The sequence below is a fragment of the Micromonospora sp. NPDC049201 genome (genome assembly GCF_055586805.1).
This window is the reverse complement of record NZ_JBVJHM010000001.1, coordinates 272,965-296,963: the sequence shown is the minus strand read 5'-3', so window position 1 is coordinate 296,963 and position 23,999 is coordinate 272,965. Positions and strand designations below refer to the sequence as shown.

Genomic DNA, 23,999 nt, shown 5'->3' with positions numbered 1-23,999 from the left:
CCGGCCTACTGTCGGTCGGATTGCGGCAGCGCTCCCCCGGCGATGCCGGCGGCGTGCCGGTGGGTGCCGGCGAGGGCGCCGGCGCTCTTCTGCGCGGTCCAGGCGGCGGCGCCGACCGCGCCGACGACCGCGCCGCCGACGACCCGCCCGGCCGTCGACGCGACGCCGCGTCCGCCGCCACCGGACGAACCGCCGCCGGACGGCGCCGCGTTCTCGGGCGCCGGGGCGCCGCCGCCGGACGCGGGCTGCCCGCCGGACGCCGAACCGCCACCGCCGCTACCTGACCCGCCACCGCTGCCGGCGGACCCGCCGCCGGACGTCGCGGCCCCGCCGGCCCGGGATGCCCCGCCGGTCTTCGACGCCCCGCCGGACCCCGACCCGCCACCGCCCCGGGCCGCGCCGGAGGGTGAGCCGCCACCGCCACCGCGCGGCGCCCGGGCCGCGCCGCCGCCGTGACCGCCGCCGGCGATCCGCCTGGCCCCGCTCGCCACGGTGCCCGCCGCCGCCGCGCCGGCGCCGACGCCGGCGCCCACGCCGTCGCCCGAACCCAGTGCCGCCATGGCCGGTACGACCAGCCGCATCAGCGCGGGCAGCGCGACGGCGGCCATCAGCAGGATGGCGGCCCCGGCCAGCTTGTAGTGCTTGGCGTCGCCGTCGACCGAGCCGATCATGGCGGCCCCGGAGTACATGATCAGACCGACCACCGGTTTGAACGCCAGCCAGGCCACCATCCAGGCGATGTGCTTGCGCCACCACCCGCCGCCCGACTCGGTCATCGACGCGGCGGCGGCCAGCGGCAGCGTGCCGGTGAGCAGCACCATCGCGCCGAGCCGCAGATACATCAGGATCACGTGGATGCAGCCGGCGACCAGCAGCAGCAACCCGATGATGATCAGCAGGAACGCGGTCAGCCCGTCGGTCCCGCAGTTGGCGATCAGCTTGAGCTGCGCCTTGATGCCCTGGTCGTACAGGTGGTCGCTGTAGCGGTCGGCCTCGGTGGCGAGCAGGTTGAGCACGGTCCACGCGGCGCCCACCGTGAGCACCATCCGGACCAGGCCCAGCAGTGCCGTCCAGAGCGCCTGCCCCCGGCGCAGCAACGCCATCCGGAACGCCGCGGCCAGCAACGACGCCACCGCGATGGACACCACGAGCCAGTTGGTCTGCAGATGGATCTGGTTGTTGATGGTCTCGTCGCCGAGCGTCGGCACGTCGCCGAGGTTGGCGAACAACTCCACCGCCGCGCCCAGGATGGCGCCCGCGATGTCGCTGAGGATGCCGTCGATCCCGCGCTCGAAGAAGCCGACGACCTGCCCGATCTCCCCGATGTAGACGGCGTCGCCGGTCGCGCACTCAGCCATCGCCGACCCCCCGCCACAGCACGAACCCGGTCAGCGACACGACCGCGGTGACCGGCCCGTACAGGCCGCCGGAGGTCAACGGGCGCAGCCGCCAGTCGACGTCGTTCCAGTCCGCCGTGTAGTCGACCGAGAAGTACCGCGCGGTCGCCTGCCGGACCAGCACCCGGACCACCGCCGTGCGGGGCGTGTACCGCACCACCAGGAACCCGGCCAGCCGGTTGGAGGTCTGCGGCGGGCCGCCCTCCTCCAGCGACTCGCGCATGGCGTCGAAGTAGTCCCGCCCGAGCCCGGGCACGAGCTGCTGCCGGCTGACCGTCCGCCAGTCCGGACCGCTCATCTGGCGGGAGATCGTGTGCACCGCCAGCACCGCCCCCATCGGGGTGTGCGCGAAGCACCAGCGCAGCGGCCCGGTGGTGCGCAGCGGCCCGGCCGAGGCGGAGAACGGCGTCTGCGCCCCGTTGACCGGCCGCCAGGTGACGTCGTCCGGCGCCTCGACCGGGATCTGCTGCGCGGTGTCCACGGTGCGGCAGCCCTGCGGTCGCGACCCGTCCGGCCCGAGACCGCCGATCACCGGCCCGGTCGCGGGCGCGGCCCGGGTGGCGTCGTCCCCGCCGCCGTAGACCGCCGCGCCGACGCCGGCGCAGAGGGCCAGCACGACGAAGGCCGCCGACACCTGCCACCGGCGTTGCCGCCAGAACGGCCCGCCCTCCACCGGCCCGGACGCGTGTCGTGAGCGCACGGTCAGTTCCCCTCGGCCTGGCCGCCGGTGCCGAATACCCAGCTCACGATCGGGCCCGCGGTGGCGACCAGGATGCAGCCGCCCAGCACCATGCCCAGCCGGCTCATGTGCTCCGAGCTCTCGCCCCGCTTGTGCGAGATGGCCATCACCGCGCCGGTGATCAGCACGCCGAGGACGCCGGCGGCGGTGCCCGCCCAGGCGACCAGGCCGAGCGCCTGCTCGACCTTCGTGGCGAGCTGGCCGGGCACCGAGTTGCCGCCGGTGGACGGCTGCGGCACGCCGCCGCCGGACGACTCGGGGGTGGGCTCGAGGCGGAGGCGGAACCCGACCGGGATCCGTACCAGCCCGCTGTAGTAGATGTCGGAGAGGGCCATGGGGTGCTCCTTCGCTGTCAGGGAGGGGGTCGGTCAGCCGGCCGGCGGCCGGCCGGGTCGGGTGGTCACTGGCTGAACCCGAGCGCTTCGACGATCGGCCCGGCGGTGGTCGCGAGCAGGCACGCCGCCATCACGAACGCGATCTGCTTGGTGTACTCGGTCCGCTCCTCCAGCGCGCCGCGCCGCAACTGCGACGCCAACGTCATGCCGGTCAGTAGCAGGCCGACCACGGCGGCGGCGCTCACACACCACGCCATCAGCGTGAGCAGCTGCACGACCGGCGCTTCGGCGTCGTCGACGTCCACCTCGTACGGTGCGATCGACGGGGTGCTGAAGCTCTTCTTGTTGATCGCGTTCTCACACGTGAACTTGCCCGCGTACAGGGCGCCCTTGAGCGTGCACGAGTGGGATCCGGTGATCTCCACGTCGTCCTTGGTCCGCGAGTGGCCGCTCAGGTCCACGAGCATCTCGACGTCCATCCAGACCGTGTCCCCGTCGGTGTACTCGGCGGTCAGGTCGAACGAGCCGTCGGTCGAGCCCTTCTTGCCCGAGCAGACCCGGTCGCCGTGCCCGGCCGGGTAGGTGTTCACCGTGGTGGTGGTCTTCAGGCAGATCTTGTAGAGGAACGCGGCGTCGCCGCCGTCGACGGTCACCGTGTAGCTGCCCGCGGCCACCGCCGCCGTCGGCGGGGCGAGGGCGAGCAGCGCCAGGACCAGGGCGACCAGGACCGGCCAGGACCGGCCCGGCCGGATCACCGCGTCCCCCGTCCCGGCCGGGCCTCCGCCAGGGCGGCCAGCCGGGCCAGTTGGCGGGGTAGCTGCCTCGGCTCCACCCCCACCCGGTACGACGGGATCCACGGCACCCGGTGCACCGGGGCGATCGCGCGCAGCAGCCGGATCCGGCCGAGCAGCGGCGCCGGCAGCCGGCCCGGGGCGTCGGCGATCAGCACCACCCCCACCAGCCACATCCCGGCCGGGTGCCGACCCTCCCGCATCGCGTTCAACGCGCGGGAGACCGCCCGCAGACCGTCCAGGCCGGTCCGGCCGACCACCGCGACCCGGGCCGGTTCGCCGATCGCCGGGTCCGGCCACCGGCACCCGACGTCGGTGCCGCCGAGCAGCCGGGTGAGGGTGCTGGCGCCGGCGCCGCCGTGCGCGCCGATCCAACCGATGCCCTGGTCGGAGAGGACGTCGCGGTGTCGGGCCGGACGCTCGTCACGCTCGGCTGGTCGCCGCAGCATCACCGGCTGGCTCATCGTCCGTCTCGCCTCCCTCGTTGCTCGCATCGCGTCTGCCGGCCGCACTACGACGCGACCGCCCACCCGGTTCAGCGCGGATCCCAGGTTTTTTCCGGAGCCCGCCCCGGCCCGGCCCACCGGTCGGGCGGGGACGGGGACCGCACGGCGGTGGCACGACGGGCCCGGGCGCCGAAGCACCCGGGCCCGTCCCGGGGCCGGTCGGATCAGCGGGCGGTCTCGCGCCAGTTCTGGTTGCTCTGGCTGGCGGCGCACTCCCAGATCTGCAGCGGCGCGCCGTCGTCGGAGTTCCAGTCGCGCACGTCGAGACACTTGCCGGAGTGCGGATTGCGCAGCAGCCCGCCCTCGGCCACCCAGACCTGCGCCGGCCCGCCGTTGCACCACGCGAGCTGCACCTTGGCCGCGTTGTCCCGGGACGCCCACGCCACGTCCATGCACTTGTCCAGGACCGTCAACGTGTCACCGGGTCCACGGGTGAAGCGTTGGGCCGGGGTGCCGTTGCAGTGCCAGAGTTGCAACCGCACCCCGTCGGCCGACTCGCCGCCCGGCACGTCGACGCACTTGTCCGCGTACCCGCGCAGCGCGAAACCGGAGGTGGAGCGGACGACCGTACGCTTCGGCGCCGGCGGGTCCCCACCGCCGCGGAACGTCACCACGACCTCCGCGCAGCCCGGACAGTTGTAGACCGTCTCGTTGCCGGCGACCCGGTCGTGGGTGGACCACAGGTAGGCGCGCGGGCCGAACGGAAGCAGCGCGGCGGTGTACGCGCTCTCCGCGTCCCGGTTCGGGTTGACGCAGTTGATCCGGTCGCCCCGGGCCGGGTCCCGGACGGCGTGCGCCTCCGGGCAGGCGGCGAGGAGCTGCCCGGCGGAGCAGTCCCACCGCGCGCAACTGCCCGCCGGCTCCGGCCTCGGGGCGCCGGGCGCGTCGATCGTGATCGTGGTGGAGACCGCGTCGACGTAGCTGACGTTGTACCAGGGCGCGGCGGCGTTGTTCCGGTCGAAGTTGAACTCGGCCAGGCTCACCGGCTCCGCGCCCCGCTCACACCTGTCGGCGAACGCGCCGCAGTCACCGACCCGGCAGCGGAACGACCCGTTCGGGTCGCCGTCGCAGCGCTGGCGGGCGAAGAACCGGCCCCGCCAGTGGCCCGGCTCGCCGGCGTCCGGGATGACGATGGTGCCCTTCTCGCCCGGACGCAGGGTGGGCAGGCCGGTGATCGGCCGCGAGCCGTCCCCGCTCTCCCCCGCGCCGATCCACAGCGTCTCCGCGGTGCCGTTGACGAACGTCACCCGCTCCCCGGTGGCGGCGGTCGCCGTGCCGCCCGGCACGCCCACGATCAGCCCCGACCCGAGCAACACGACGGCGAGCAGGGCGGACCTCCTGCGCGTCGGTCGCCCGCGGGTCGACGATCCGGTGTTCACTGCCATGTAGCCCTCCCTCGGCCTGACGCGGGGACGCGTCACGTCCCCCGACGAGTGCGGCAGGCGCACGGCCACACGACGGCGCGGGCGGGCTTCCGGTTCAACCGGATTCGGTGCGGATCGGAGGGGCCGCGGTCAGCGGGAGATCGGCGCGGTCACCACGGAGGTGCCGTCCGGCCGGCCCACGCCGACGAAGGAGAGGTCGTCGACCGACGGCGACAGCTCCCCGGTCACCTCCTGCGGACCGGCCGAGGCGGTCCAGTCCCGGACCGGGTGGGTGACGCCGTCCCGGGTCACCGCGAAGAGCCGGTAGCGCAGGCCGGGCCGCAGCCCGGTCGCGGTGATCCTGATCGTGGAGCCCTGGCCCTCGTGGGTGGTGATCGACACGGAGAGGCTGACGCCCTGGCCGGGCGCCTCGCCGGTGGCGGTCAGCACCAGGTCGTCGCGGCCCCCGCCGCCGCCGACAACGGCCACGATCCCACCGGTGAGCACCGCGAGCGCCAGCGCCACCGCCCCACCCCAGAGCAGCAACCGGCGCCGGGCGGAGAGCGGCCGGGAACGACCGTCGCCGGGGCGGGAGCGGCGACCGGACGACGGCGCCGGCCCGGTCGTGCCGCCGGGCCCTCGGCCGGGCCGCACCGGCCGCCGACCCGCCGGCACCGGCCCGCCGTCCGGCGGGGTCGGGCCGTCCGGGTCCGGCCCGGAGCGGGGCACGGCGGGCAACGCCGGGCGCGCACCGGCGTCCGACGGGGATTCCGGAACGACGGGTCCACCGGCGACCGGCACGGCCGGCTCCCCGGCGACGGGCGGGGTCGGCTCCCCGGCGACCGGCGTGGCCGATTCCCGGACGACGGGCGCGGCCGGCTCCCCCGCGGCCGGCGCGGCCGATTCCCGGACAACGGGCGCGGCCGGCTCCCCGACGACCGCCGGGTCGGGGACGGCCGGGTCGGGAACGGCCGGGTCGGGGACCGCCAGGTCGGGGACCGCCGGGTCGGGGACCGCCGGGTCGGGAACGGCCGGCTCGACGACGGCGGTGGACGCCGGGTCGGGGCGCACGGCCGGGACGGCCCGCGGGGGCAGCACGGAGGCCGGCGGCAGGACCGCGGCCGGTGGGACGTCGAACTCGGCCCAGTCGGCCGCGTCGAGCGCGCCGAGCCCGCTGGTCACGCCACCCAGGTCGGCGGCGGCGGAGAGGCACTCGTCGCAGCCGGCCAGGTGCGCCTCGAACGCGACGCGGTCGGTCTCGTCGAGCGCGCCGAGCAGGTAGAGCGCGAGCGCCTCGTGCGCGGACGTGGGGTGTTCACCGCCGGTGCGCATCACGCCCCCCTTCCCGACCCGACGAAGGGTGCGCCGGAACGACGACCCGGGTCACCGCGTCGGTGCCGGGATCGGACGAGGAGCCGCTGGGACGTGACATCAGGCCGACTCGATCGGGCCGATCGCCGCGTGCAGCGCCCGCACCGCGTAGTACGTCCGGGACTTTACCGTACCCTCGGGTATCCCGAGCCGCTCCGCCGCCTCCGCGACCGAGGCGCCCTTGTAGTACATCTCGATCAGGACCGCCCGGTGCTCCGGCTTGATCTGCCGCAGCGCCAGCCGGACGGTGTGGGCGGTGACCACCCGGTCCATCTCGTCGTCGGCCGAGGTGAGCCGGTTGAGGTCCGGCACGGCGACCTCGGGCGGCCGGGCCTGCCGGGCCCGGCCGGCGTCGACGGCCACGTGCCGGGCGACGGTGTAGAGCCAGGGGGCGATCCGGCGCGGCTCCTCGGCCAGCGTGCCGAGGTTGCGCCAGGCCCGCAGGAACGTCTCCTGCACGAGGTCCTCGGCCAGCTCCTGCCGGCCGAGCACCAGGCGGGTGACGAAGCGCAGCAGCGGTTCGCGGTACTGCTCGTGGATCCACCGCATCAGGCTCTCGGCGGAACCCTGACCGACGGCCTCGCCCGGAACTCCGGGCTCCACCGCCTCGTTGGGCACCGCCGACACAGAACGCCTCCCCCTGACGTGTCGGGCGTGCCCGCCCGGCCGGCCCGGCGCCACGGCACCGGACCCCTCTGAGGGAGAAGGATAACCGTACTCATCGGACGCCGTCGCCGGCCGGCGGACCGCGACCAGGGTGGCGGTGCTCACCGGACGCGCCCCGACCGACGGACGACGACCCGGCGCGGGCCGGCCCCGCCCACGACGACGCTGGTCAGCCCCGCGCCGGGCGAATGGTGGCGAGTCCACATCGGGCACTCCGATCGACGATCCGGCGGTGTTCGGCGGCGGAAACCGGTCCGTCCGGCGCCGTCCACGTTGACGGCCCGGTGCGCCGGTCGGTTCAATGGCGGCCGGACTGGAATCGGAATGATTCCGGTCGGGTGAACCGAGGACGTCGCGCATCCGTCACGCCAGGCGACGTCATCACCGGAAGGGAAGTCCCGTGACACCCGATCTTCCTGGCCTCCGATCCCGGCTTGCCCGGATACCGCGTCGTGTCGTCGCCGCCATCGCGGCCGGCCTCGCGGTGCTGCTCATGGTGGTCGCCTCCGTGAGCTGGGGCATCGCCACCGCCCGCGACGACAAACTGACCGGCCGCAAGGTCTCCGCCGAGCATCTGACCGCGATCCGGGCCGCGGCCCGCTCCTGCCCCACGCTGACCCCGGCCCGGCTGGCCGGGCAGCTGATGACCGAGTCCGGCCTGGACGGACGCGTCGGCAAGACCACCTCGGGTGGGCGCGGCTTCGCCGGCCTGGACGACGACCGGTGGAAGTCCTGGGCGCCGTGGCCGGGCGCGGACCGCACCGACACGGCCGCCAACATCCTGGCGCTGGCCCACCAGATGTGCGACCTCAGCGGGCAACTGCGCCTGGCCGCCATCCCCGGCGACCCGTGGCGGCTGTCCCTGGCCGCGTTCCACACCGACCTCGACCGGGTACGCGAGGCGAAGGGCGTCCCGTCCGACGCGGTCACGTACGTCGACGACGTCAGCCGCTACGCGGCGTACTACGGCGAGCTGACCGCGTTCGGCGGCTCCGGCACCACCCGATCGGACACCGAGCGCCAGCAGCCGAAGGCGGTGCCGGCGAGCTACGTGCGGCTCGTGGTGCGGGCCGGTTCGGTGTGCCCGGAGGTGCCGCCCGCGGCGGTGGCGGCCCAGCTCATGGCGGTGTCGGGTTTCGACCCGAACCTGCTCGGCGACGACGGCCGGCGAGGCATCGCCCAGTTCCTGCCCGAGGTGTGGCGGGCACACGGGCCGGCGGGCGCCTCACCGTGGGACCCGCAGGTGGCCGTCCCCGCGGTCGGCGTCGCGCTCTGCGCGCTGCGTCGCGACCTCGCCGGCCTCGAGGGTGACCCGGGCCTGCTGGCGCTGGCCGCGTACCGGAACGGGCCGACCGCGGTGCGACAGACCGGCGGTGAACTGGACGACGACACGCAGGCGTTCCTGCGCCGGGTGAAGGAGTTCACCGACTTCTACGCGCTCGACGGGCGGCTCACGGCGGCACCGGCCAGCCCGAGCCCCTCCCCGTCCGCCACGCCCCGGTCGCCCAGCCCGACGCCGAGCGTCAAGCCGCCCGCGCCACGACCCAGCGTGTCGCCGTCGACCCGCCCACCGGCCGAGCCGGAGAAGCCGGCCCCGCCGAAGCGCCCGACCGGCGCGAAGCAGCTCGTCGGCAAGGAGACCGGGCTCTGCGCCAGCGGCGGCGCCGGGGACGGCATCCCGGTGGTCCTGCGGCCGTGCCGGGAGGAGCGGGCGCAGTGGTGGACGTTCCAGTCCGACGGGAGCGTCCGCGCCAACGGTCTCTGCCTGGACGTGGCCTGGGGTGAGAAGCGGGACGGCGCGCCGGTGCAGAGCGCCCTGTGCAGCGGCAACCCGGCCCAGAAGTGGAGATGGACCGAATACAAGGGCATCCGGTCCCTGTTCAACCCGGAGACCGACCGCTGCCTGGACGTGGACGGGCACGGGACGGGTGCTCCGCTGAACGCGTGGACCTGCGTGTTCAACCCGAAGCAGACCTGGTCGCTGCGCTAGCCGGAGGTGTAAGGAGGGGCCCCTTTTTAACAGACGTCTGTTAAAAAGGGGCCCCTCCTTCACTGCGTGGCGGTCAGCCGGCCCAGCGGCGGCGGCGCAGCCGGTAGACCAGGAAGCCGCCCGCGCCGAACAGCAGCGCGAACCCCAGCAGCACGGCGACCAGCGCGCCCCCGCCCCGGCCCGCCTGCGCGGCGGCCGGGGCCTGGGCGTCCACCGACGGGGCCACCGAGGCCGCCGGATTGATCATGCCGGAGCCGTAGCGCGGATCTCCCTCGGCGACCTGCCCGCCCACCGGTTCGGCGGTGGCCCGGATGCGCTCCTCCACCTGCGCGGCGCTGAGGTCGGGCTGGGCGGCCCGGATCAGCGCGGCCTCACCGGCCACGAACGCCACCGCGAACTCGGTGCCGGTGTTGCCGATCACCTTGCCGCCGCCGACACCGAGCGTCGCCACCTCGATGCCGGGCGCGACCACCTCGACCGAGCCGTCGACGTACTTCTCGGCGAGCTGGCCGCCCGCGCCGACGCCGCCGGTGAGCACCAGCGACCCGCCGGATCCGCCCCGCGGCGACGGGAGCGTGGTGGGCTTGACCGGCGCTCCCGCCACCACCAGCACGTCGTGCTCCAGCGCGGTGGCCAGCGACGCCGCCACCGCCGGGTCGGCCAGGTCGACCCGGGAACCGAGCGCCACCACCGAGGCGCCGGTGCTGACCGCCACCTCGATGGCCGTCGCGGCGTCGGCCGGGCGCGCGTCGCCGGAGGACCGGACCATCCGCACCGGCACGATGGTGGCGTCCGGCGCCAACCCCACCGGGCGGTTCTCGACGCTGTCGTCCGCCGCGATGATGCCCGCCATCGCCGTGCCGGAGCCGAGGCAGTCCTCGTCCCCGCGTCCATTACCGACGGTGACGTCCGCGCCCACCGCGACCCGGCCGCTGAGCTGCTGGAGGCCGGCGTCGACGCCGGTGTCGACGACCGCCACCTTGACACCGTTGCCGCGGGTCAGGGTCCACGCGCTGTCCGCCGCCATGCGTAGCTGCGCCCACTCCGACCGGCCGCTCGACGCGGTGGTGGCGGTGCACTTCCCGTCCCGGCCGGGGCCGGTGGGCGTACCGGAGGGCGTGGGACTCGCGCCCGGTGACGGGCTGCCGTCCGGCCGCGCGCCCGGCGACCGGGTCGGCGTGGGGCGGGCCGACGGCCGGCGGGGGGCCGGCAACTGTCCGTACTCGACCCCCTCACCGGCGGCGTCCCACGGCAGCACCAGGTGCCACCCGGCCCGCAGCGTGCCCGGGTCGGTGAGCCGGGCTCCGTCCGGCTGGACCCGCCCGGTGTTGAGCTGGTAGATCTCGGCGGCCCGCGCGCCGCTGCCCAGGAACCGCCGGGCGATCTCGGTGAGATCCTCCGGCTGGCCCTGGTACTGCGCCGCGACCACGTAGTACTTCACGTACGGCTCGGTGTCCGGCCCGGACCGGGCAGCCGAGGGCCGTGGCACGGCCAGGATCGCGCAGCCGACCATCACCACCACGAGCAGTCTTGCAAGGATGGAGTGCTTCGCCAGCACCTCGGGTCCCCTTCCGTCACCGCGGCCCAGACCGACCGGCCGTCACCGTCTATTGCGGATCCGCGCCGACTTCGTTCAAATCAATCTGAACCAGATTTCCATGGCGTCCGTCATGGAGACCGCCGAGGGTACCGGCCCTCGATGTCGAACGGCTCCGGCCGACGGCGGGACGACTGTGTGACGAAGGCGGGGCGGCGGTGACAGGGCTGGCACGGACCGCCCCCGTGGACGGCCGGGGGATCGACCGGATGCCGACCACCCGCCGCTTCGACCCGCGCCGGCACCGGCGGGTGCCCGGCCTGCTCGATCTGTGGCTGGTGTGCGGCCCGCGCGGGAAGCCGGCGCTGCCCACCGCGCCGGACCGCCCGCTGGACGCGCCCGCGCTGGCGGACCTGGTCCGGCGGACCGGGGACGCCGCCGACGACGTCCGGATCCTCACCGACGACGGGGCCCGCCACGCCGAGCTGTTCACCGAGGTGGCCGGCCTGCTCGGGCACGACGTGCTGGTCAGCCCGGACGGCGCGGACATCCGGCAGGTGCTGCCCGGCCGGGTGCCCGACGCCGGCGACGGGCCGCTGCACGCGTTGCCGCTGGACCGCGTGACCCGGCAGCCGATGGACTGGCTGATGCTGCAACCGCCGGACCTCGCCACCCCGCTGCCCGGCTGGTTCGCGGTGGAGGACGGTCTGGTCCGGCCCCGCACCGGCGTGGTCAACCTGCCGCTGCCCACCGGTGTGGCGTTGGCCACCCGGGCCGACTTCGTGGCCCGCCGGGCCACCGCCCACCGGCTCGGCGCCACCGCGACGGAACTGGTCACGGTCTCCGTCACGGCCCGCTCCGGCGGCTTCCTGATCGGCGACTACAGCGGCACCCAGCAGGTCCGCGACGCCGGGCACCTGGCCGCGCTCCTCGGTGAGCTGCCGCTCTACGGCGCCGACCTGCGGCTCTGGCTCACCTGGCCGTCCGAGCCGGACGAGCAGGCGAAGCTCGCGGCCCAGGCCGCCGAGCTGGCCGAGACCACCGGCGCCACGGTCTGGACCCCGCCGCCGGGCGGACGCGCCGAACTCGTCGCCGACCATCGCCACCTGCGCGCGCTCGACGCGGCCGGCGGCGTCGCGCCGTGGCAGGCCCACCGCCCCCGGTACGCCGAGGGCCCGCCGGGCGTCGACGCGACAGCGGACGGTCTTCTGGTGCCGCGCCCGTCGCGGCAGCGCATCGTGGTGACCGACGCAGACGCCGACGTCGACGCCGAGGGGATGCGGGCGGTCGAGCCGCCCACCGCCGACGTGCCCGACGACCACGACGTCAGCGTCCCGGAGTCCTCGCCCCGTCCCCCGCTGGCCGCCGAGCAGCGCCGCGCCGGCCGGTACGGGCCGCCCTGGCTGCGCCCCGGCCAGCAGGTCACCGTCGAGGCGTTCGAGGCGTTCGTGCCGGTCACCGGCGACCTGGAGCGGGCCGCCGCCGACGGCGTACCCAGCGCCGAACTGTTCCTGGTCGGCTACCTGGACCCGCGGTCCGCGCCGGACCGGGCCGACCTGCTGCGGGTACGGGTCGAGCCGGGTGGCGCGATCCCGGTGCAGGTGCTGCGCTCGCACGTCCCGGCCCGCCTCCAGTACCTGCTCGGCGCCCCGGACACCTACCTGCTGCCGGCCGGCCGGCTGGACCGGGCGCGGGTGCGGGGCGCGTTCCGGGCCACCGACGACGGCCGGCTGCGCCCCGTCGACGGGCTCGACGGCGGGGCGCTGCGCATCCGCCCCGCGCCGACGAGCGCGTCGAGCGCCGGGCTGCCGCACGACGTCAGCCGCTGGCCGGCACACGGCACCCGGCGGGCGTACGCGCTGCTGCCGGCACACTCGCGCGGCCTGGCGCCGGGTTGGTTGCCGCTGTCCCGGCGGCGGCCGGCGGCCCGGGCCGGCCGGCTGCTCGTGGAGGTACGGGTGCCGCGTGGCCGTACGCTCGACGTCGTCGCCACCGCCGACGCCCTGGCCGCGCTGCCGCTGGCCCGTGGCCGCGCGGAGCGGCTGCGGCAGGCCGGCGTCGAACTGATCCTCACCAGCCGCTCCTACGACCGGGTCCAGGTGGACCGCGTCCACCGGGCGCGGGACGGGGCGTGGGAGGCGGTGCCCGGCGTGGCGGCCGGCCCGCTGCCCGTGGTGGCGCGCGGCGTTCAGTCCGCCCCGACCGGCCCGGCGGCCACCTCGAACTGAAGCGACCAGCGGCCGGCCGGGACCGGCCCCAGCACCACCGGCACACAGCGTCCGTCGGTGGCGGCGGCGAGGCCGCGCGCCCCGGCCGGGGACGGGCCCGCGGTGAACACCACCGACGGCGCCGGCAGGTCCTCCCCCGGCCGCGGCGGCTCGGGCAGGCCGGCCAGGCGGCGGTAGCCGTCCGGCAGCTCGGCGCCCAGCGCCTCGCCCACCACCGCGACGGCGACACCGGCGTCCGCCAGGCGTCCGGCGAGGGTCGCGGCGGCGCGGCCACACACCGCCGCCGGCCCGACCAGCGTGAACACGTCGGGCACCCGGGCCAGGTCCACGTGCAGCCGCCACGGTCCGCGACGCCCCAGCACCAGCGGCAGCACGGCCGGCGGGGCCGTCTCCCCCGGGCCCAGCCAGGCGTACGGCGGCACGCCCCGCCCGGCCGCCACCCCGACCAGCCGCACCCGGGCCGGGCCGACGTCGGTCTCCAGGTCGGCGGTGAGGTACGGCGCCTCGTCCGCGGCGGGCAGCGGCGGGCGCGGCACGTCCGGCGTCGTCCCGGTGGCAGCGGGACCGGTCCCGGTGCCGGTCCCGGTGCCGGTCGCGTTCCCCGGCGACGCGGCGGGACGGGGGGCCGGGGACGCCGTCGACGGTGCCGGACGCGGCTTCGGCGTGTCGGCCGCGCCCTCGACCGACGCCCGGGGTGTGGCCGGCGGGGCGACCCCGGCGGTGGGCGGGCCGGCCGGCGGCGGGGCCGGTGACGGCGCGGGTCGGGAGCGGCCGGCACCGGCCTTCGTCGCGTTGCGCGCCGGCGACGCCGTCGAGTTCGTCGTGGTGCTCCCCGAGCGGCCGGCCGGCTGGTCCGGGGCGACCGCCCGGGACGGTCCGGGCGGGTCGCCGACGGGCCGGCGGACCGCCGTCGCGGCGTCGTCCGCTGCCGCTGCCCCTCCCGCCACCGCCGGCGCCGGCTCGGGCGCGACACGGTCACCGGGCGCGGGCGTGACGCCGTCACCGGGCGCGGGCGTGACAGGGCCGCCGGGCTCGATCGCGACACGGTCACCGGGCGCGGGCGTGTGGTGCCGCGCGGGCGGCCACGGCCCGTCGTCACCGGCCAGGGACACGCCACGAGCGGCGCGACGCGGGCGCAGCAGCACGATCGCCACCGCCGCGAGCAGCACCGACAGCACGCCCGCGCCGACGCGGATCACCATCGGGTCGACCCCGCCGCCCGAGGCCCGGCGTCCTCCGGGCGGCGGAGCGGCCACCTCGGTGGCGACCGGGGGACGCGACGCCGCCTTCGTGGTGGCGGGCGCCCGGGTCGACGGCGGTACGCGGCTCGGCGGGGCCGTGGTGCGGGCCGGCGTGGACGGGGCGGGGTCCGGCGACCGGGTCGCCGGCGGGGCGGACCGGGTTCGGGTCCGGGGCAGCGGACCGATGCGTACCCCCTGGCCCTTGGCGTCCCGGGGCAGCACGAGCACCCAGCCCGGGTTCAACACCAGCCCGTCGGTGAACGTCTCCCCGTCCGGCTGGGCGCGACCGGTGTTCAGGTCGACGATCTCCCGGTAGCGGTTACCGTTGCCGAGCGTGCGCAACGCGATGGCGTACAGGTATTCCCGCTGTCCGTCGACCGGCGGACCGACCACGTAGTACCGGCCGGTCTCCGCCGGCGCGGCGCGCGCCGGACCGGTCGGCACCAGCCAGATCCCGACCAGCACCAGCACCGCCAGCACGGCCCACCGCATCCGCACGCGTCGCCCTCCCTCTCCTCCGCCACCGCCACCCTGCCGTCGGGCTCACTACGGACCGGATCGCCGGCGGTTCAACGGTGATCGTGGTCGGATCACGGAGCGGGCCGGCGGAACGGTGTCACGGGGAGGTGGAGAAGACGCCCATCAGCGCGAGCCCTCCGCAGCAGAGCGGCACGACGACGACCAGCGCGGCCAGCGCGACGCTGTAGTTCGACCACAGGCCGAACCGCGTCACGTCGGTGCCGTAGGCGTCGTGGACCCGGTTGCGCCAGCCACCGAACCGGAACGACAGGTGATGCGCGGCCCCCGGCTGGGCCAGCACCGACGTGGTGATGATCGGGATGCCCATGAAGTCGGTGTAGCGGACGTCGCGCGGACCGGCCGGGACCGCGATGTGCCAGGTTCCCTCACCGGGGATCGGCACCGACCGCCCGTCCACCTTGAAGCGGCTGGTCGTCGGCGCGGGCACCAGGTAGGGCCCCCGGTTCACCGAGACGACGAGCACCGCGAAGCCCGGCGGCGGCGCGATCGGATGAGGGTAGGCGACCAGGGGCGTGACCGCGCCGGGCATCGGCGGGTACGGCTGCGAGGGGAGGTAGGACACGGCTGACGATTCTGGCACGGCGGCGCACCCCCGCGCCCGCGGGCCAACCTCCGGCCACCGGCGGTCCGGTCAGCGCAGCTCGACGACCGGGCGGGTGAGCACCTCGTCGGCGTAGCCGTCGTCGGCGGCGAGCCAGCGACCGAAGTCGTCATCCCGGTAGGCGGTCGCCAGGGTGAGCCAGCCCAGGAAGAATCCGCTGCCACCACAGGTCGCGCCGCCCCCGTCGCCGCCGCACACCACGGTCCGCTCGGTCGTCGCCTCGTGCCGGTAGGGATCCTGCCCGATCGCCAGGCCCCACCGGTTCTCCTCCCGGTGCGGACCGGTGCGGTGGTCGAAGGGGTATCCGTCGGCAGGGTGGTCGTCACCCCAGCGGAATAGCGTCGTCGCGCCGGCCCCGCACGCCCACTCCCACTCGTCCGGGGTGGTGGTCCGCAGGTCCAGACGCGCGAGCCCGGCCATCGCCTCGTCGTACGAGACCTGTCGGATCAGCCGGGCCCGCGTCACCCGGCCGGTCCGGTCGAACTCGACGTGCAGCCCGCCGTCCGGCCCGACCCGCCGTATCCCGCCGACCCCCGGCTCCGCCGACGCGGCCACCTCGCGCACCCGGGGATCGTCCGGTGCCAACGGCATGCCGCAGGGGTCGAGCGCGTCCACCGCCACCAGCATCGCCGGCATCTCCACCACCCGCTCCGGCGACGTCATCGCGTCGACGAACTCGGGCACGGGCGGCAGGTCGTACTCGTCGGCGCTCTCCGCGTAGTCGGCCGCCTGGGCGGCGTCCGGGCGGAACCGTGAGCCGTCGTACCCGAGTGTCGGTCGCCCGCCCGGGACGAGCGCGAACCGCGTGCCGTCCCGGTCGAACCGGGCCTGCCGGTGCGACCACCCGGCGCCGGCCCGGACCGCCAGGCCCCGCAGCGTCAGGCCGTGCCGGTCGGCGATCCCCGCCGCGACCCGGTGCGCGGCGTCGTCGGACATGGCGTGCCACTCGGCGGACGTGAGCGCGGCGTAGGACACGGCACGAGGATAGGGTCCGCACGCCGACCGCGCGGCCCGGCTCACCCCGCGGGGGACGCTCCGGCGTCGGCCAGCAACCGCTGGCGCATCAGGAACTTGCGGACCTTGCCGGTCGGACCCATCACCACGCCGTCGTCGGGCACGGACACCACCCGGCGCAGCGTCGCGGCCACCGCCGGGCCCAACGCGGCCCGGACCCGGTCGGTGCGGTCCAGCGCCGGGTCGGCGGCGTCGGTGAGCAGGAGCAGCACCTCGGTGACGGTGGCGCCGTCGTCCCCGGCGGCGGCGATGACGGTGCAGTCCCGCACGTCCGGGCAGTGCGCGAGGATGCGTTCCTCGGACAACGCGGTGTAGAGCCAGGTCCCGCCGCCCAGGTCGACCGCGTCGCTGGCCCGGTCGACGTGGTGGTAGTCGCCCCGCGCGTCGCGGTACATCAGGTCGCCGGTCAGGTAGTAACCGTTCAGCCGGGTCCGGTACGTGGTGACCGAGTCGTTCCAGTAGCCGATGGCCAGCGTCGGCGACCTCAGCCCGACGTGCCCGACCTGCCCCTCCGGCACCTCCTCGCCGGTGGCCACGTCGAGCAGCGCGATCTCGGCGAACGGGTACGGCTTGCCGACGCAGCGGTCGTAGCGGTCGCTGCCGGGCCGGTGGGTGATCCGGAACGCGCCGTGCCCCATCTCGGTGGAGCCGAGCATGTCGACGAACTTCGAGCCGGGCACGTCGACCGGCCCGTCGGGGGTCCAGGTGGGATGGCTGCCGACCGCGACCAGCCGGCGGACGTGCGACTCGTGGGCGCAGTCACCGGTGTTGAACCAGTTGCGCACCGAGCTGAGGTCGCGGGTGGTCAGGTCGACGCGGGCCAGCTCGGACCAGGTCACGGCGAAGCCGAACACACCGGTCGGGCGCCACCGCTCGATGGCGTCGAGGACGGTCTCGGCGCTGCGCGCGAACGGGCCGCCCTGCGCCGAGAGGCAGAGCAACTGGTAGCCGTTGCAGAGCGCCTGGTTGAGCGTGATGATGCCGGCGGCGTGCGCGGCCGGCAGCGCGGACATCTCCCGCACCTCGCCGTGCGGCCGGGACTCGGTGAGCCGTACGGCGCGGATCGCGGCGAACAGGCCGTGGTGCGAGTGGACGATCGCGGCCGGCACCCGGGTGGTGCCGGAGGAGTGGGTGATGACGACCGGGTCCTCGGGATGGTGCCGGTGGTGCGCGGGCGCCCGCGCCGGGTCACCGGTGCCGGTCTCGGCGGCGTCGCCGAGGACCGGTACGCCGAGGTCGTGCCCGCGCAGCGCGTCGTGGTCGGCGTCGACGAGCACGCCGACGCCGCGCAGTCGGCGGACGAACTCGGCCGCCAACTCGATCGGCATGTTGCCGTTCATCAGCGCCGGGATCGCCCCGAGCCGGGTGAGGGCCAGGAAGTTGAGGAACACGTCCGGCGCGGAGGTGACGTAGACCGCGACCGGGTCGCGCCGGCCGATGCCGCGCCCGGCGAACCAGGCCGCCCGGGCGGCTACCCGCTCGGTCAGGGTGGCCAGCGACAGCGGCGTCCAGGCGGGGATGCCGTCGACGTCGACGTCGAACGTCACCCGGGGCGTCCGCATGTCGGCGCCGTGCTCGGCCAGCCGGAGCAGCACGTTGCCCGCGCCGAGTTCCTGGTCCGCCGCCAGGGTCGCCCGGAAGTTGTCGGCACCCAAACGAGTCGCCTCCCCACGTGACACGCTCACCGAAAGCGCCCCCGCCGCGCCAGGACACGATCAGGCTAGAGCGCCGGCCACGGCGAGACAATGGTCGATGGACGGACGGTCAGGAAACCTCGCGGTTGAACAGGTGCGACGACCAGAACAGGCTGGCGGCGGCCAGCCCGGTCATGATGAGCGCGCCCTGCCAGACCACGGTCTGCAGGATCTGGCCGGCGAACAGCGCCCGCATGCCGTCGGTGGCCCAGGCGAACGGGTTCCAGAGCGCCGCCCGCTGGATCCACATCGGGGCGAGCACGAGCGGGATGAGCACGCCGGCCAGCAGTGAGATCGGCTGGCCCACGGTGTTCACCAGCACGCCGAGGCTGTTCTCGTTGCGGACCAGCAACGCGATGTCGTACGAGATGGACGTGCTCAGCAGCACCATCACGGCCAGCAGCGCGTACGAGACGAGCAGGTTGGCCAGGTGCACGCGCAGCCCGAACGGCAGCGCCACGAGCGTGATCACGACCGCCTGCACCACGTTGAGGCACACGTGCATCAGGGCGCGGCCCAGCAGCAGGGCGGTCCGGCTCACCGGGGTCACCCGGCAGCGTTCGATGATGCCGGCGCGCAGCGCGCTGAGCAGCCCGTAGCCGGCGAACAGGCCACCGAAGAGGCCCATCGCCACGAACAGGCCCGGGACGTAGATGCGGTAGGCGTCCGCGTACGTGGAGGCGCCCCGGTCGACCATCACCACCTTGAGGAACGGCGCGAACAGGATGAGGTAGGTGATCGGCTGGGCCAGGCTGAACGCGACCATCACCGGGTTGCGCACCATCAGGCCGGCCTCCTGCTGGAAGATCAGCCAGGTGTCACGGACGACTCGCACGGTCACTCCTCCAGCGAACGGCCGGTCTTGGCCAGGAACACGTCGTCGAGGCTGGGCCGGCGGGTCTCGATCGCGCCCGGCTCGATGCCCCGGTCGTAGAGCGCCCGCATGATCTGCGGGATGGCCGTGGCGGCGCTGTCCACGTAGAGCCGCAGGGCGCCGTCGACCGGTTCGGACCCGCGCACGTAGGGCGCCTCGGCGAGCACCTTCGTCGCGGCCGGCAGGCCGCCGCCGGCCGGGTCGGCGAGGTCGGAGGCGGTGAAGTCGATCGCGACCACGTCACCGGATATCTCCCGTTTGAGCGCCGACGGCGTGCCCTCGGCCACGATCCGGCCGGCGTCGATGATGGAGACCCGGTCGCACAGGCTGTCCGCCTCGTCCAGGTAGTGCGTGGTGAGGAAGATCGTCATGCCGTCCTCGCGCAGCCGCCGGACCTCCTGCCACATCCGGGCCCGGCTGGGCGGGTCGAGGCCCGCGGTGGGCTCGTCCAGGAACATCACCTGCGGCGAGTGGATGACCCCGAGCGCGACGTCGAGCCGCCGGCGCTGCCCACCGGAGTACGTCCGGATCCTGCGGTCGGCGAAGTCGTCGAGCTGGAACGCGCGGATCGCCGCCGCCGCCAGTTCCTGCGCCACGCCCTTCGACCGGCCGTGCATCCGCGCCTGGAGGATCAGGTCCCGGCGGGCGGTGGAGTCGTCGTAGGTGCCGCTGGCCTGCGCCACGAACCCGATCCGGTGGCGCACCTGGGCCGGCGAGCGCAGCAGGTCGACGCCCGCGATCGTCGCCGCGCCCCCGCTGGGACGCAGCAGCGTGGCCAGCATCCGCAGGGTGGTGGACTTGCCCGCGCCGTTCGGGCCGAGGAAGCCGACGATCTCGCCCCGCCGGACCGCGAAGTCGACGCCGCGGACCGCCTCGACCGTGCTGGCGCCGCGACCACGCCCCACCCGGAAGGACTTGCGTAGGCCGGTGGCCTCGATCATCGAGCCTCCTCGTGCGGCGACGACGCGGGGCCGGCCCGCGTCGCGCACCGTCCGATCACGACGTTGGCCGGACGGGGGCGTCAGGTCAGGCTAGTGCGGGCCCGGGCGTGGGACAACGGTCGATGCGTTCCGGTTCGCCGCGGGTCGGCGTCACGGCGTCGCGGCCAGCGCGGCGAGGTGCGCCGCCGCCGCGCCCGCGCCGCCGGCCGCGGCGAACGAGTCGCGGACGCGGGCCGCCCCGGCCCGGTACGCCGGATCGTCGAGGACCGCGGTCACCGCCTCGGTCAGTTCCGCCGGGGTCGCCTCGTGGAAGGAGACCGCACGGCCGGCGCCGGCCCGGGTCACCTGGCGGGCGATGGTCGGGTGGTCGTGCCGGATCGGCGCGACCACCACCGGCACGCCGTGCGCCAGCGCCTCGGAGACCGTGCCCAGCCCGCCGTGCGAGACCACCGCGTCCAGCCGGGGCATCAGCTCCAGCACCGGCACCCGAGGCGCGACCAGCACGTGTGCCGGCGGGTCGGGCACCAGGTCCGCCGGGGCGGTGAGGATCACCTGGAGCCGGTCGGCGAGCGGCGCGGTGGCGGCCGTCACCCGCCGGTAGAAGTCGCGGGCCAGGTGCTCGGCCATCGTCCCGACGGTGACCAGCACGTGCCGGCGGTCCGGCGCCCAGGCGGCCCAGTCGAAGTCGGGCGCGTTCGGCCGCCGCCCCAGCGCCGGCCCGGTCAGCACGCACCGCGCCGGCATCGGCGTCGGGCCGGTGAGGGCCGTGGTGGTCAGCCCGATCACCAGGTACGGCGAGAAGCGCAGGTCGAGCGTCTCGTCGACGGGCAGGTCGGTCATCGCCCACACGTGCCGCACCTGGGCCGCCACCCAGTCGGTGAACTCGGGCATCTCCGCCGTCGGCGGGGTCAGTTCCAGCATGCCGACGCAGAACGTCGCCCAGGGCACGCCGTGCCGGTGTGCGGCCAGCGCGCCGGCCATCGCGTACTGGTCGACGACGACGACGTCCGGCCGGTACTCCGTGACCGCCTGCTCGGCGGCGTCCCGGATGAAGCGGTTGGCCGGCAGCACGTGCCCCGCCCAGAGGCTGCGCACCGCGGCCATCCCGGACTCGCCGTCCGGGCGGTACCAGCGCTTCCCGGTCGGGAACAGCGTGGCGTCCGGGCCGATCAGCGGACGCAGGTCGCTGCGCGGACCGCACCAGGCCACCTCGTGTCCGGCCGCCGTCAGCGCCTGGCCGATGGCGAGCGGGGCGTTCAGATGGGAGACCACCGGCAGCACCACGAAGAGGAACCGAGCCACGTCGATATGATGCCACGCGCGTTGACATCCACCGGCGTCGTTGATCTGATCCTCTCCGTGACGGTGTGCGGATGACGGCTGTCGACGCCGTCTCGGTGTTCCTGCCGGCCCGCCGCGTGCCGATCGAGAGTCTGGCCGCGCCGCTGCGCCTGACCGAGATGCAGATCCGGCTGTTCCGGCGGTTCCACGGGCTGACCGAGGTGCGCCACGACCCCGACCTGTCCCTGACCGACCTGCTGCGGCACGCGGTCGACGGCCTCACCGCGCTGCGCGACGTCGCGCACCGGGTGCGCTTCGTGGTGTACGCGCGGGCCTTCCCGGTGGTGGCGCCGTACCCGGTGAACCCGCTGCACGACGTCTGCCGGGCGGTCGGTCTGGGCCACGCGGTGGCGTTCACGCTGACGCAGCAGTCCTGCGCGAGCGCGCTGGCCGCGGTCGACGTGGCTGGCCGGCTGCTGGCCGCCGAGCCGCACCCGCCGGGCGACGAGCCGCTCGCGCTGGTCCTCACCGGGGAGAAGGCGTTCACCCGCGACGCCCAGTTCATCCCGGAGACGTCGGTGTTCAGCGAGGGCGCGTCCGCGTGCCTGGTCAGCGCGCACGGGCGCCGGGACCGGCTGCTCGCGTACGCCGCCGCGCAGCGGGGCGAGTTCGACGTGGCCGGCGGCGCGTCGCCGGCCCGGTTCCAGCGCGAGTACCGGCCGGTGCTGGCCGAGGTGATCGGTCGGGCCCTGGCGCGGGCCGGCACGACGCTCGCCGACCTGCGGCTGATCCTGCCGCACAACGTCAACCTGATGACCTGGAAGCGGCTGGTCAAGCTGATCGGGTTCCCGCTGGACCGGGTGCTGCTGGACAACGTCACCGGCGCCGGGCACGTGTTCTGCGCGGACGCGTTCGTCAACTACCGCACCGCACGGGAACGCGACCTGCTGCGGCCGGGCGACCGGTACCTCGTCGCGGCCGTCGGCGCCGGGGACGGGGCCACGTTCGCCGCCATGGTGTTCGAGCACTGACCGGGGAGCGTCATGGGCACCGACCTGCACCTGATCCGCGCCGCGCGCCGGGAGTTCACCGGCCCGGCGGTCCTGCTCGACGATCCCGTGCTGCGCGAACGCGCCGGCGAGTACCTGACCGACCTGGTGCGCCCGTACGGCCTGCGGGTCGACGCGGCGGCGCGGGGCCAGTCCTACGGGGAGATGGCCGCCGAGCTGATCGGGGCGCTCGTGCCCGAGGACGAGCCGGTCGACCTGCTGGTGCTGGCGTTCGCCGTGCACGACGCGCTGCCCGGCCGGGCCACCGCGGCCTACCTCAGTCACGTCTGCCCCGGCACGCCGATGTCCTTCGCGCTCTGCGACCAGGGGTCGGCGGCGGCGTTCACCGGGTTGCGGATCGCCGGTGCCCACGCGTACCGCCGGGCCCTGCTCCTCGTCGTCGAGCAGTCCGTGCTGCCGTACGACCCGGGGGTTGCCGTGCCGGACCGGCACCGGGCCGTGGCGTTGCTGCTCGGCGACGGCCCGGCCGACGGCAGCGCGCGGGTGACAGCGGTCCGGCAGCACGCGGACGTCGGGCCGGACGACGTGGCCGATCTGGCGGCGGCCGAGTTGCGCGCGCTGGGCGCCGGGCGCGCGGCCGTCGCGGTGGTGCTCGGGCCCGGCCTCGCCGGGGTCCGGCCCGCGACCGGCGGGCCGGTCACGGTCGTGCCGCCGGGACAACCGTCCACCGGCGTCTGGTGGGCGCTGCTGGACCGGCTGGCCGACGACGCCGCTTCTCGGGTGGTGGTGGTCGACTACGACGCCGAACTGCGCTATCTGTGCCTGGTGGCGACCTCCACCGACCGTCCCTGACGGGATCGGCCGCAAGTGACCTACCGTCGTCCGGACGCAGCCGCACGATCACATCATCGGCGCGGCCACGCCAGCGTGTACCGCTCCGGCGGCGTGGATGAAGGCGCGGATCAGTGTGGTCTCTGCGGCGCTGCGCCAGACCGGGGCGTACTGCAGGACCGGGCCGTCGGTGATGGGCACGAATGCGAGGTCACGACGTTGCCGGGAAGCGGCCGCGTATGACCCGACGGGGGACACGACGCTGCCGGCGCCGATCGCCGTGAGGGCCTCTTCGAGGGTGGCCGCGGTGGTGCCGCGCCGGATGGGCCGTCCGGACGGTGTCACGGCCGGGGTGTGCGCCTGCCACACGTAGGCCGGAACGGGTCCCTCCAGGTCCACCACCGGATGATCGCCGAGGTCCTCCATCTCGACCCGGTCCCGTCCGGCCAGCGGATGAGCGGAGGAGACGGCCAGTACGAGCCGCTCGGTGTACAGCTCTGGCCCGACGGTGAGGTCGGGCTCGCGGATGGGCATCCAGAGCAGGCCGATGTCGACCCGGCCGGCACGCAGCCCGCCGAACGGGTCGGAAGGGAGGATCTCGCGCATGCGCAGCTCGCATCGCGGATGCCGCTGCCGGAACAGGTCGAGGACGGCCGCGATCTCCCGGTGGTGGGTGTCGAAGGTGCCGATGGTCAAGGTGCCGACCTGCCCGCGGGCGGCGGCGGTGGCTTCGTCGATGCCTGCCGTGATCTCGCGGTAGCCCGCGTCGAGCCGGTCGCGCAGTCGCTCGCCGAGCGCGGTGAGGCGCACGCTGCGGCTGGTCCGTTCGAACAGGGCAGCGCCGATCCGGCGCTCCTGGTGTTTGATCGACTGGCTGACCCTCGCCTGGGACACGTGAAGGCGTTCGGCCGTGCGCCCGAAGTGGAGTTCGTCGGCCAGTGTCAGGAAGATTTCGATGTCGCGCAGCTCCACCAAGCCGCCTCCCCTCCGGTCGTTGCGTAGTCCCGATCCTGCCCCTGAACTGCGTGGATCAGGGAAAGTTTACGGC

Annotated in this window: 21 protein-coding genes; 4 read left to right on the top strand and 17 right to left on the bottom strand. The window is 75.3% G+C overall.

Annotated elements, in window-relative coordinates; genetic code table 11:
* Positions 1 to 5 precede the first annotated feature (5 nt).
* The 8 genes from ACZ6O5_RS01120 to ACZ6O5_RS01085 form a co-directional block, all read right to left on the bottom strand.
* Positions 6 to 1,358 (bottom strand): hypothetical protein, encoded by a 1,353-nt coding sequence (locus ACZ6O5_RS01120; RefSeq protein WP_465973895.1) that lies wholly within the window; start codon positions 1,356 to 1,358, stop codon positions 6 to 8.
* Complete coding sequence (locus tag ACZ6O5_RS01115) at positions 1,351 to 2,097, bottom strand: DUF8175 domain-containg protein (RefSeq protein WP_465973894.1); 747 nt, start codon at positions 2,095 to 2,097, stop codon at positions 1,351 to 1,353. Before ACZ6O5_RS01115 ends, ACZ6O5_RS01120 begins: the two co-directional genes overlap by 8 nt.
* Positions 2,098 to 2,099: 2 nt before the next feature.
* The gene (locus ACZ6O5_RS01110; RefSeq protein WP_465973893.1) at positions 2,100 to 2,471 is read right to left on the bottom strand and encodes a hypothetical protein; all 372 of its coding nucleotides are present in this window, start codon (positions 2,469 to 2,471) and stop codon (positions 2,100 to 2,102) included.
* A 65-nt stretch (positions 2,472 to 2,536) separates the two neighbouring features.
* The gene (locus ACZ6O5_RS01105; RefSeq protein ID WP_465973892.1) at positions 2,537 to 3,226 is read right to left on the bottom strand and encodes a hypothetical protein; all 690 of its coding nucleotides are present in this window, start codon (positions 3,224 to 3,226) and stop codon (positions 2,537 to 2,539) included.
* Entirely contained in the window at positions 3,223 to 3,726 is a 504-nt protein-coding gene (locus ACZ6O5_RS01100; RefSeq protein WP_465973891.1) for a hypothetical protein, read from the bottom strand. Before ACZ6O5_RS01100 ends, ACZ6O5_RS01105 begins: the two co-directional genes overlap by 4 nt.
* Positions 3,727 to 3,932: 206 nt before the next feature.
* The gene (locus ACZ6O5_RS01095) at positions 3,933 to 5,153 is read right to left on the bottom strand and encodes a ricin-type beta-trefoil lectin domain protein (protein ID WP_465973890.1); all 1,221 of its coding nucleotides are present in this window, start codon (positions 5,151 to 5,153) and stop codon (positions 3,933 to 3,935) included.
* A gap of 129 nt (positions 5,154 to 5,282) precedes the next feature.
* Positions 5,283 to 6,464 carry a zf-HC2 domain-containing protein gene (locus ACZ6O5_RS01090; RefSeq protein WP_465973889.1) on the bottom strand — a complete coding sequence of 394 codons (1,182 nt, stop codon included), beginning with the start codon at positions 6,462 to 6,464 and terminating at the stop codon, positions 5,283 to 5,285.
* A 99-nt stretch (positions 6,465 to 6,563) separates the two neighbouring features.
* Positions 6,564 to 7,130, bottom strand: a complete 567-nt coding sequence (locus ACZ6O5_RS01085; RefSeq protein ID WP_396773271.1) for a sigma-70 family RNA polymerase sigma factor — start codon at positions 7,128 to 7,130, stop codon at positions 6,564 to 6,566.
* Between the two features lie 532 nt (positions 7,131 to 7,662).
* Between ACZ6O5_RS01085 and ACZ6O5_RS01080 the strand changes: the two genes are divergently transcribed.
* On the top strand, positions 7,663 to 9,159 hold the full coding sequence (locus tag ACZ6O5_RS01080; protein WP_465973888.1) for a ricin-type beta-trefoil lectin domain protein: 1,497 nt from the start codon (positions 7,663 to 7,665) through the stop codon (positions 9,157 to 9,159).
* A gap of 73 nt (positions 9,160 to 9,232) precedes the next feature.
* On the opposite strand, the gene ACZ6O5_RS01075 is transcribed toward ACZ6O5_RS01080, so the two are convergent.
* Positions 9,233 to 10,717 carry a S8 family serine peptidase gene (locus ACZ6O5_RS01075; RefSeq protein ID WP_465973887.1) on the bottom strand — a complete coding sequence of 495 codons (1,485 nt, stop codon included), beginning with the start codon at positions 10,715 to 10,717 and terminating at the stop codon, positions 9,233 to 9,235.
* Between the two features lie 248 nt (positions 10,718 to 10,965).
* On the opposite strand from ACZ6O5_RS01075, the gene ACZ6O5_RS01070 reads away from it, so the two are divergent.
* Positions 10,966 to 12,924 (top strand): hypothetical protein, encoded by a 1,959-nt coding sequence (locus ACZ6O5_RS01070; protein ID WP_465973886.1) that lies wholly within the window; start codon positions 10,966 to 10,968, stop codon positions 12,922 to 12,924.
* Here the strand turns inward: ACZ6O5_RS01070 and ACZ6O5_RS01065 are convergent.
* From ACZ6O5_RS01065 to ACZ6O5_RS01035, 7 genes are all read right to left on the bottom strand, one after another.
* Entirely contained in the window at positions 12,885 to 14,663 is a 1,779-nt protein-coding gene (locus ACZ6O5_RS01065; RefSeq protein WP_465973885.1) for a hypothetical protein, read from the bottom strand. The two genes, ACZ6O5_RS01070 and ACZ6O5_RS01065, sit on opposite strands and share 40 nt — an antisense overlap.
* Positions 14,664 to 14,781: 118 nt before the next feature.
* A complete protein-coding gene (locus ACZ6O5_RS01060) occupies positions 14,782 to 15,267 on the bottom strand; it encodes a hypothetical protein (protein ID WP_281942285.1) in 486 nt (161 codons plus the stop codon).
* Between the two features lie 69 nt (positions 15,268 to 15,336).
* Entirely contained in the window at positions 15,337 to 16,281 is a 945-nt protein-coding gene (locus ACZ6O5_RS01055; protein WP_465973884.1) for a hypothetical protein, read from the bottom strand.
* A 41-nt stretch (positions 16,282 to 16,322) separates the two neighbouring features.
* The gene (locus ACZ6O5_RS01050) at positions 16,323 to 17,975 is read right to left on the bottom strand and encodes a class I adenylate-forming enzyme family protein (RefSeq protein ID WP_465973883.1); all 1,653 of its coding nucleotides are present in this window, start codon (positions 17,973 to 17,975) and stop codon (positions 16,323 to 16,325) included.
* A 109-nt stretch (positions 17,976 to 18,084) separates the two neighbouring features.
* Complete coding sequence (locus tag ACZ6O5_RS01045; protein WP_396773283.1) at positions 18,085 to 18,849, bottom strand: ABC transporter permease; 765 nt, start codon at positions 18,847 to 18,849, stop codon at positions 18,085 to 18,087.
* A 2-nt stretch (positions 18,850 to 18,851) separates the two neighbouring features.
* A complete protein-coding gene (locus tag ACZ6O5_RS01040) occupies positions 18,852 to 19,829 on the bottom strand; it encodes an ATP-binding cassette domain-containing protein (protein ID WP_396773284.1) in 978 nt (325 codons plus the stop codon).
* Between the two features lie 150 nt (positions 19,830 to 19,979).
* Positions 19,980 to 21,131, bottom strand: a complete 1,152-nt coding sequence (locus ACZ6O5_RS01035; RefSeq protein WP_465973882.1) for a glycosyltransferase — start codon at positions 21,129 to 21,131, stop codon at positions 19,980 to 19,982.
* A gap of 71 nt (positions 21,132 to 21,202) precedes the next feature.
* Between ACZ6O5_RS01035 and ACZ6O5_RS01030 the strand changes: the two genes are divergently transcribed.
* Both ACZ6O5_RS01030 and ACZ6O5_RS01025 read left to right on the top strand, forming a co-directional pair.
* Positions 21,203 to 22,141, top strand: a complete 939-nt coding sequence (locus tag ACZ6O5_RS01030; protein ID WP_465973881.1) for a 3-oxoacyl-[acyl-carrier-protein] synthase III C-terminal domain-containing protein — start codon at positions 21,203 to 21,205, stop codon at positions 22,139 to 22,141.
* A 12-nt stretch (positions 22,142 to 22,153) separates the two neighbouring features.
* Entirely contained in the window at positions 22,154 to 22,972 is an 819-nt protein-coding gene (locus ACZ6O5_RS01025; RefSeq protein ID WP_465973880.1) for a serine/threonine-protein kinase, read from the top strand.
* Between the two features lie 48 nt (positions 22,973 to 23,020).
* Here ACZ6O5_RS01025 and ACZ6O5_RS01020 read toward each other — a convergent pair whose 3' ends face one another.
* Positions 23,021 to 23,923, bottom strand: coding sequence for a LysR family transcriptional regulator (locus tag ACZ6O5_RS01020; RefSeq protein ID WP_465973878.1), 903 nt, complete (start codon positions 23,921 to 23,923; stop codon positions 23,021 to 23,023).
* Positions 23,924 to 23,999 lie beyond the last annotated feature (76 nt).

Coding starts and splice junctions, on each gene's coding strand:
- ACZ6O5_RS01095 (WP_465973890.1), bottom strand. CDS start 5,153: ATGGCAGTGAACACCGGATCGTCGACCCGCGGGCGACCGACGCGCAGG.
- ACZ6O5_RS01090 (WP_465973889.1), bottom strand. CDS start 6,464: ATGCGCACCGGCGGTGAACACCCCACGTCCGCGCACGAGGCGCTCGCG.
- ACZ6O5_RS01100 (WP_465973891.1), bottom strand. CDS start 3,726: ATGAGCCAGCCGGTGATGCTGCGGCGACCAGCCGAGCGTGACGAGCGT.
- ACZ6O5_RS01025 (WP_465973880.1), top strand. CDS start 22,154: ATGGGCACCGACCTGCACCTGATCCGCGCCGCGCGCCGGGAGTTCACC.
- ACZ6O5_RS01120 (WP_465973895.1), bottom strand. CDS start 1,358: ATGGCTGAGTGCGCGACCGGCGACGCCGTCTACATCGGGGAGATCGGG.
- ACZ6O5_RS01030 (WP_465973881.1), top strand. CDS start 21,203: ATGACGGCTGTCGACGCCGTCTCGGTGTTCCTGCCGGCCCGCCGCGTG.
- ACZ6O5_RS01080 (WP_465973888.1), top strand. CDS start 7,663: ATGGTGGTCGCCTCCGTGAGCTGGGGCATCGCCACCGCCCGCGACGAC.
- ACZ6O5_RS01040 (WP_396773284.1), bottom strand. CDS start 19,829: ATGATCGAGGCCACCGGCCTACGCAAGTCCTTCCGGGTGGGGCGTGGT.
- ACZ6O5_RS01110 (WP_465973893.1), bottom strand. CDS start 2,471: ATGGCCCTCTCCGACATCTACTACAGCGGGCTGGTACGGATCCCGGTC.
- ACZ6O5_RS01070 (WP_465973886.1), top strand. CDS start 10,966: ATGCCGACCACCCGCCGCTTCGACCCGCGCCGGCACCGGCGGGTGCCC.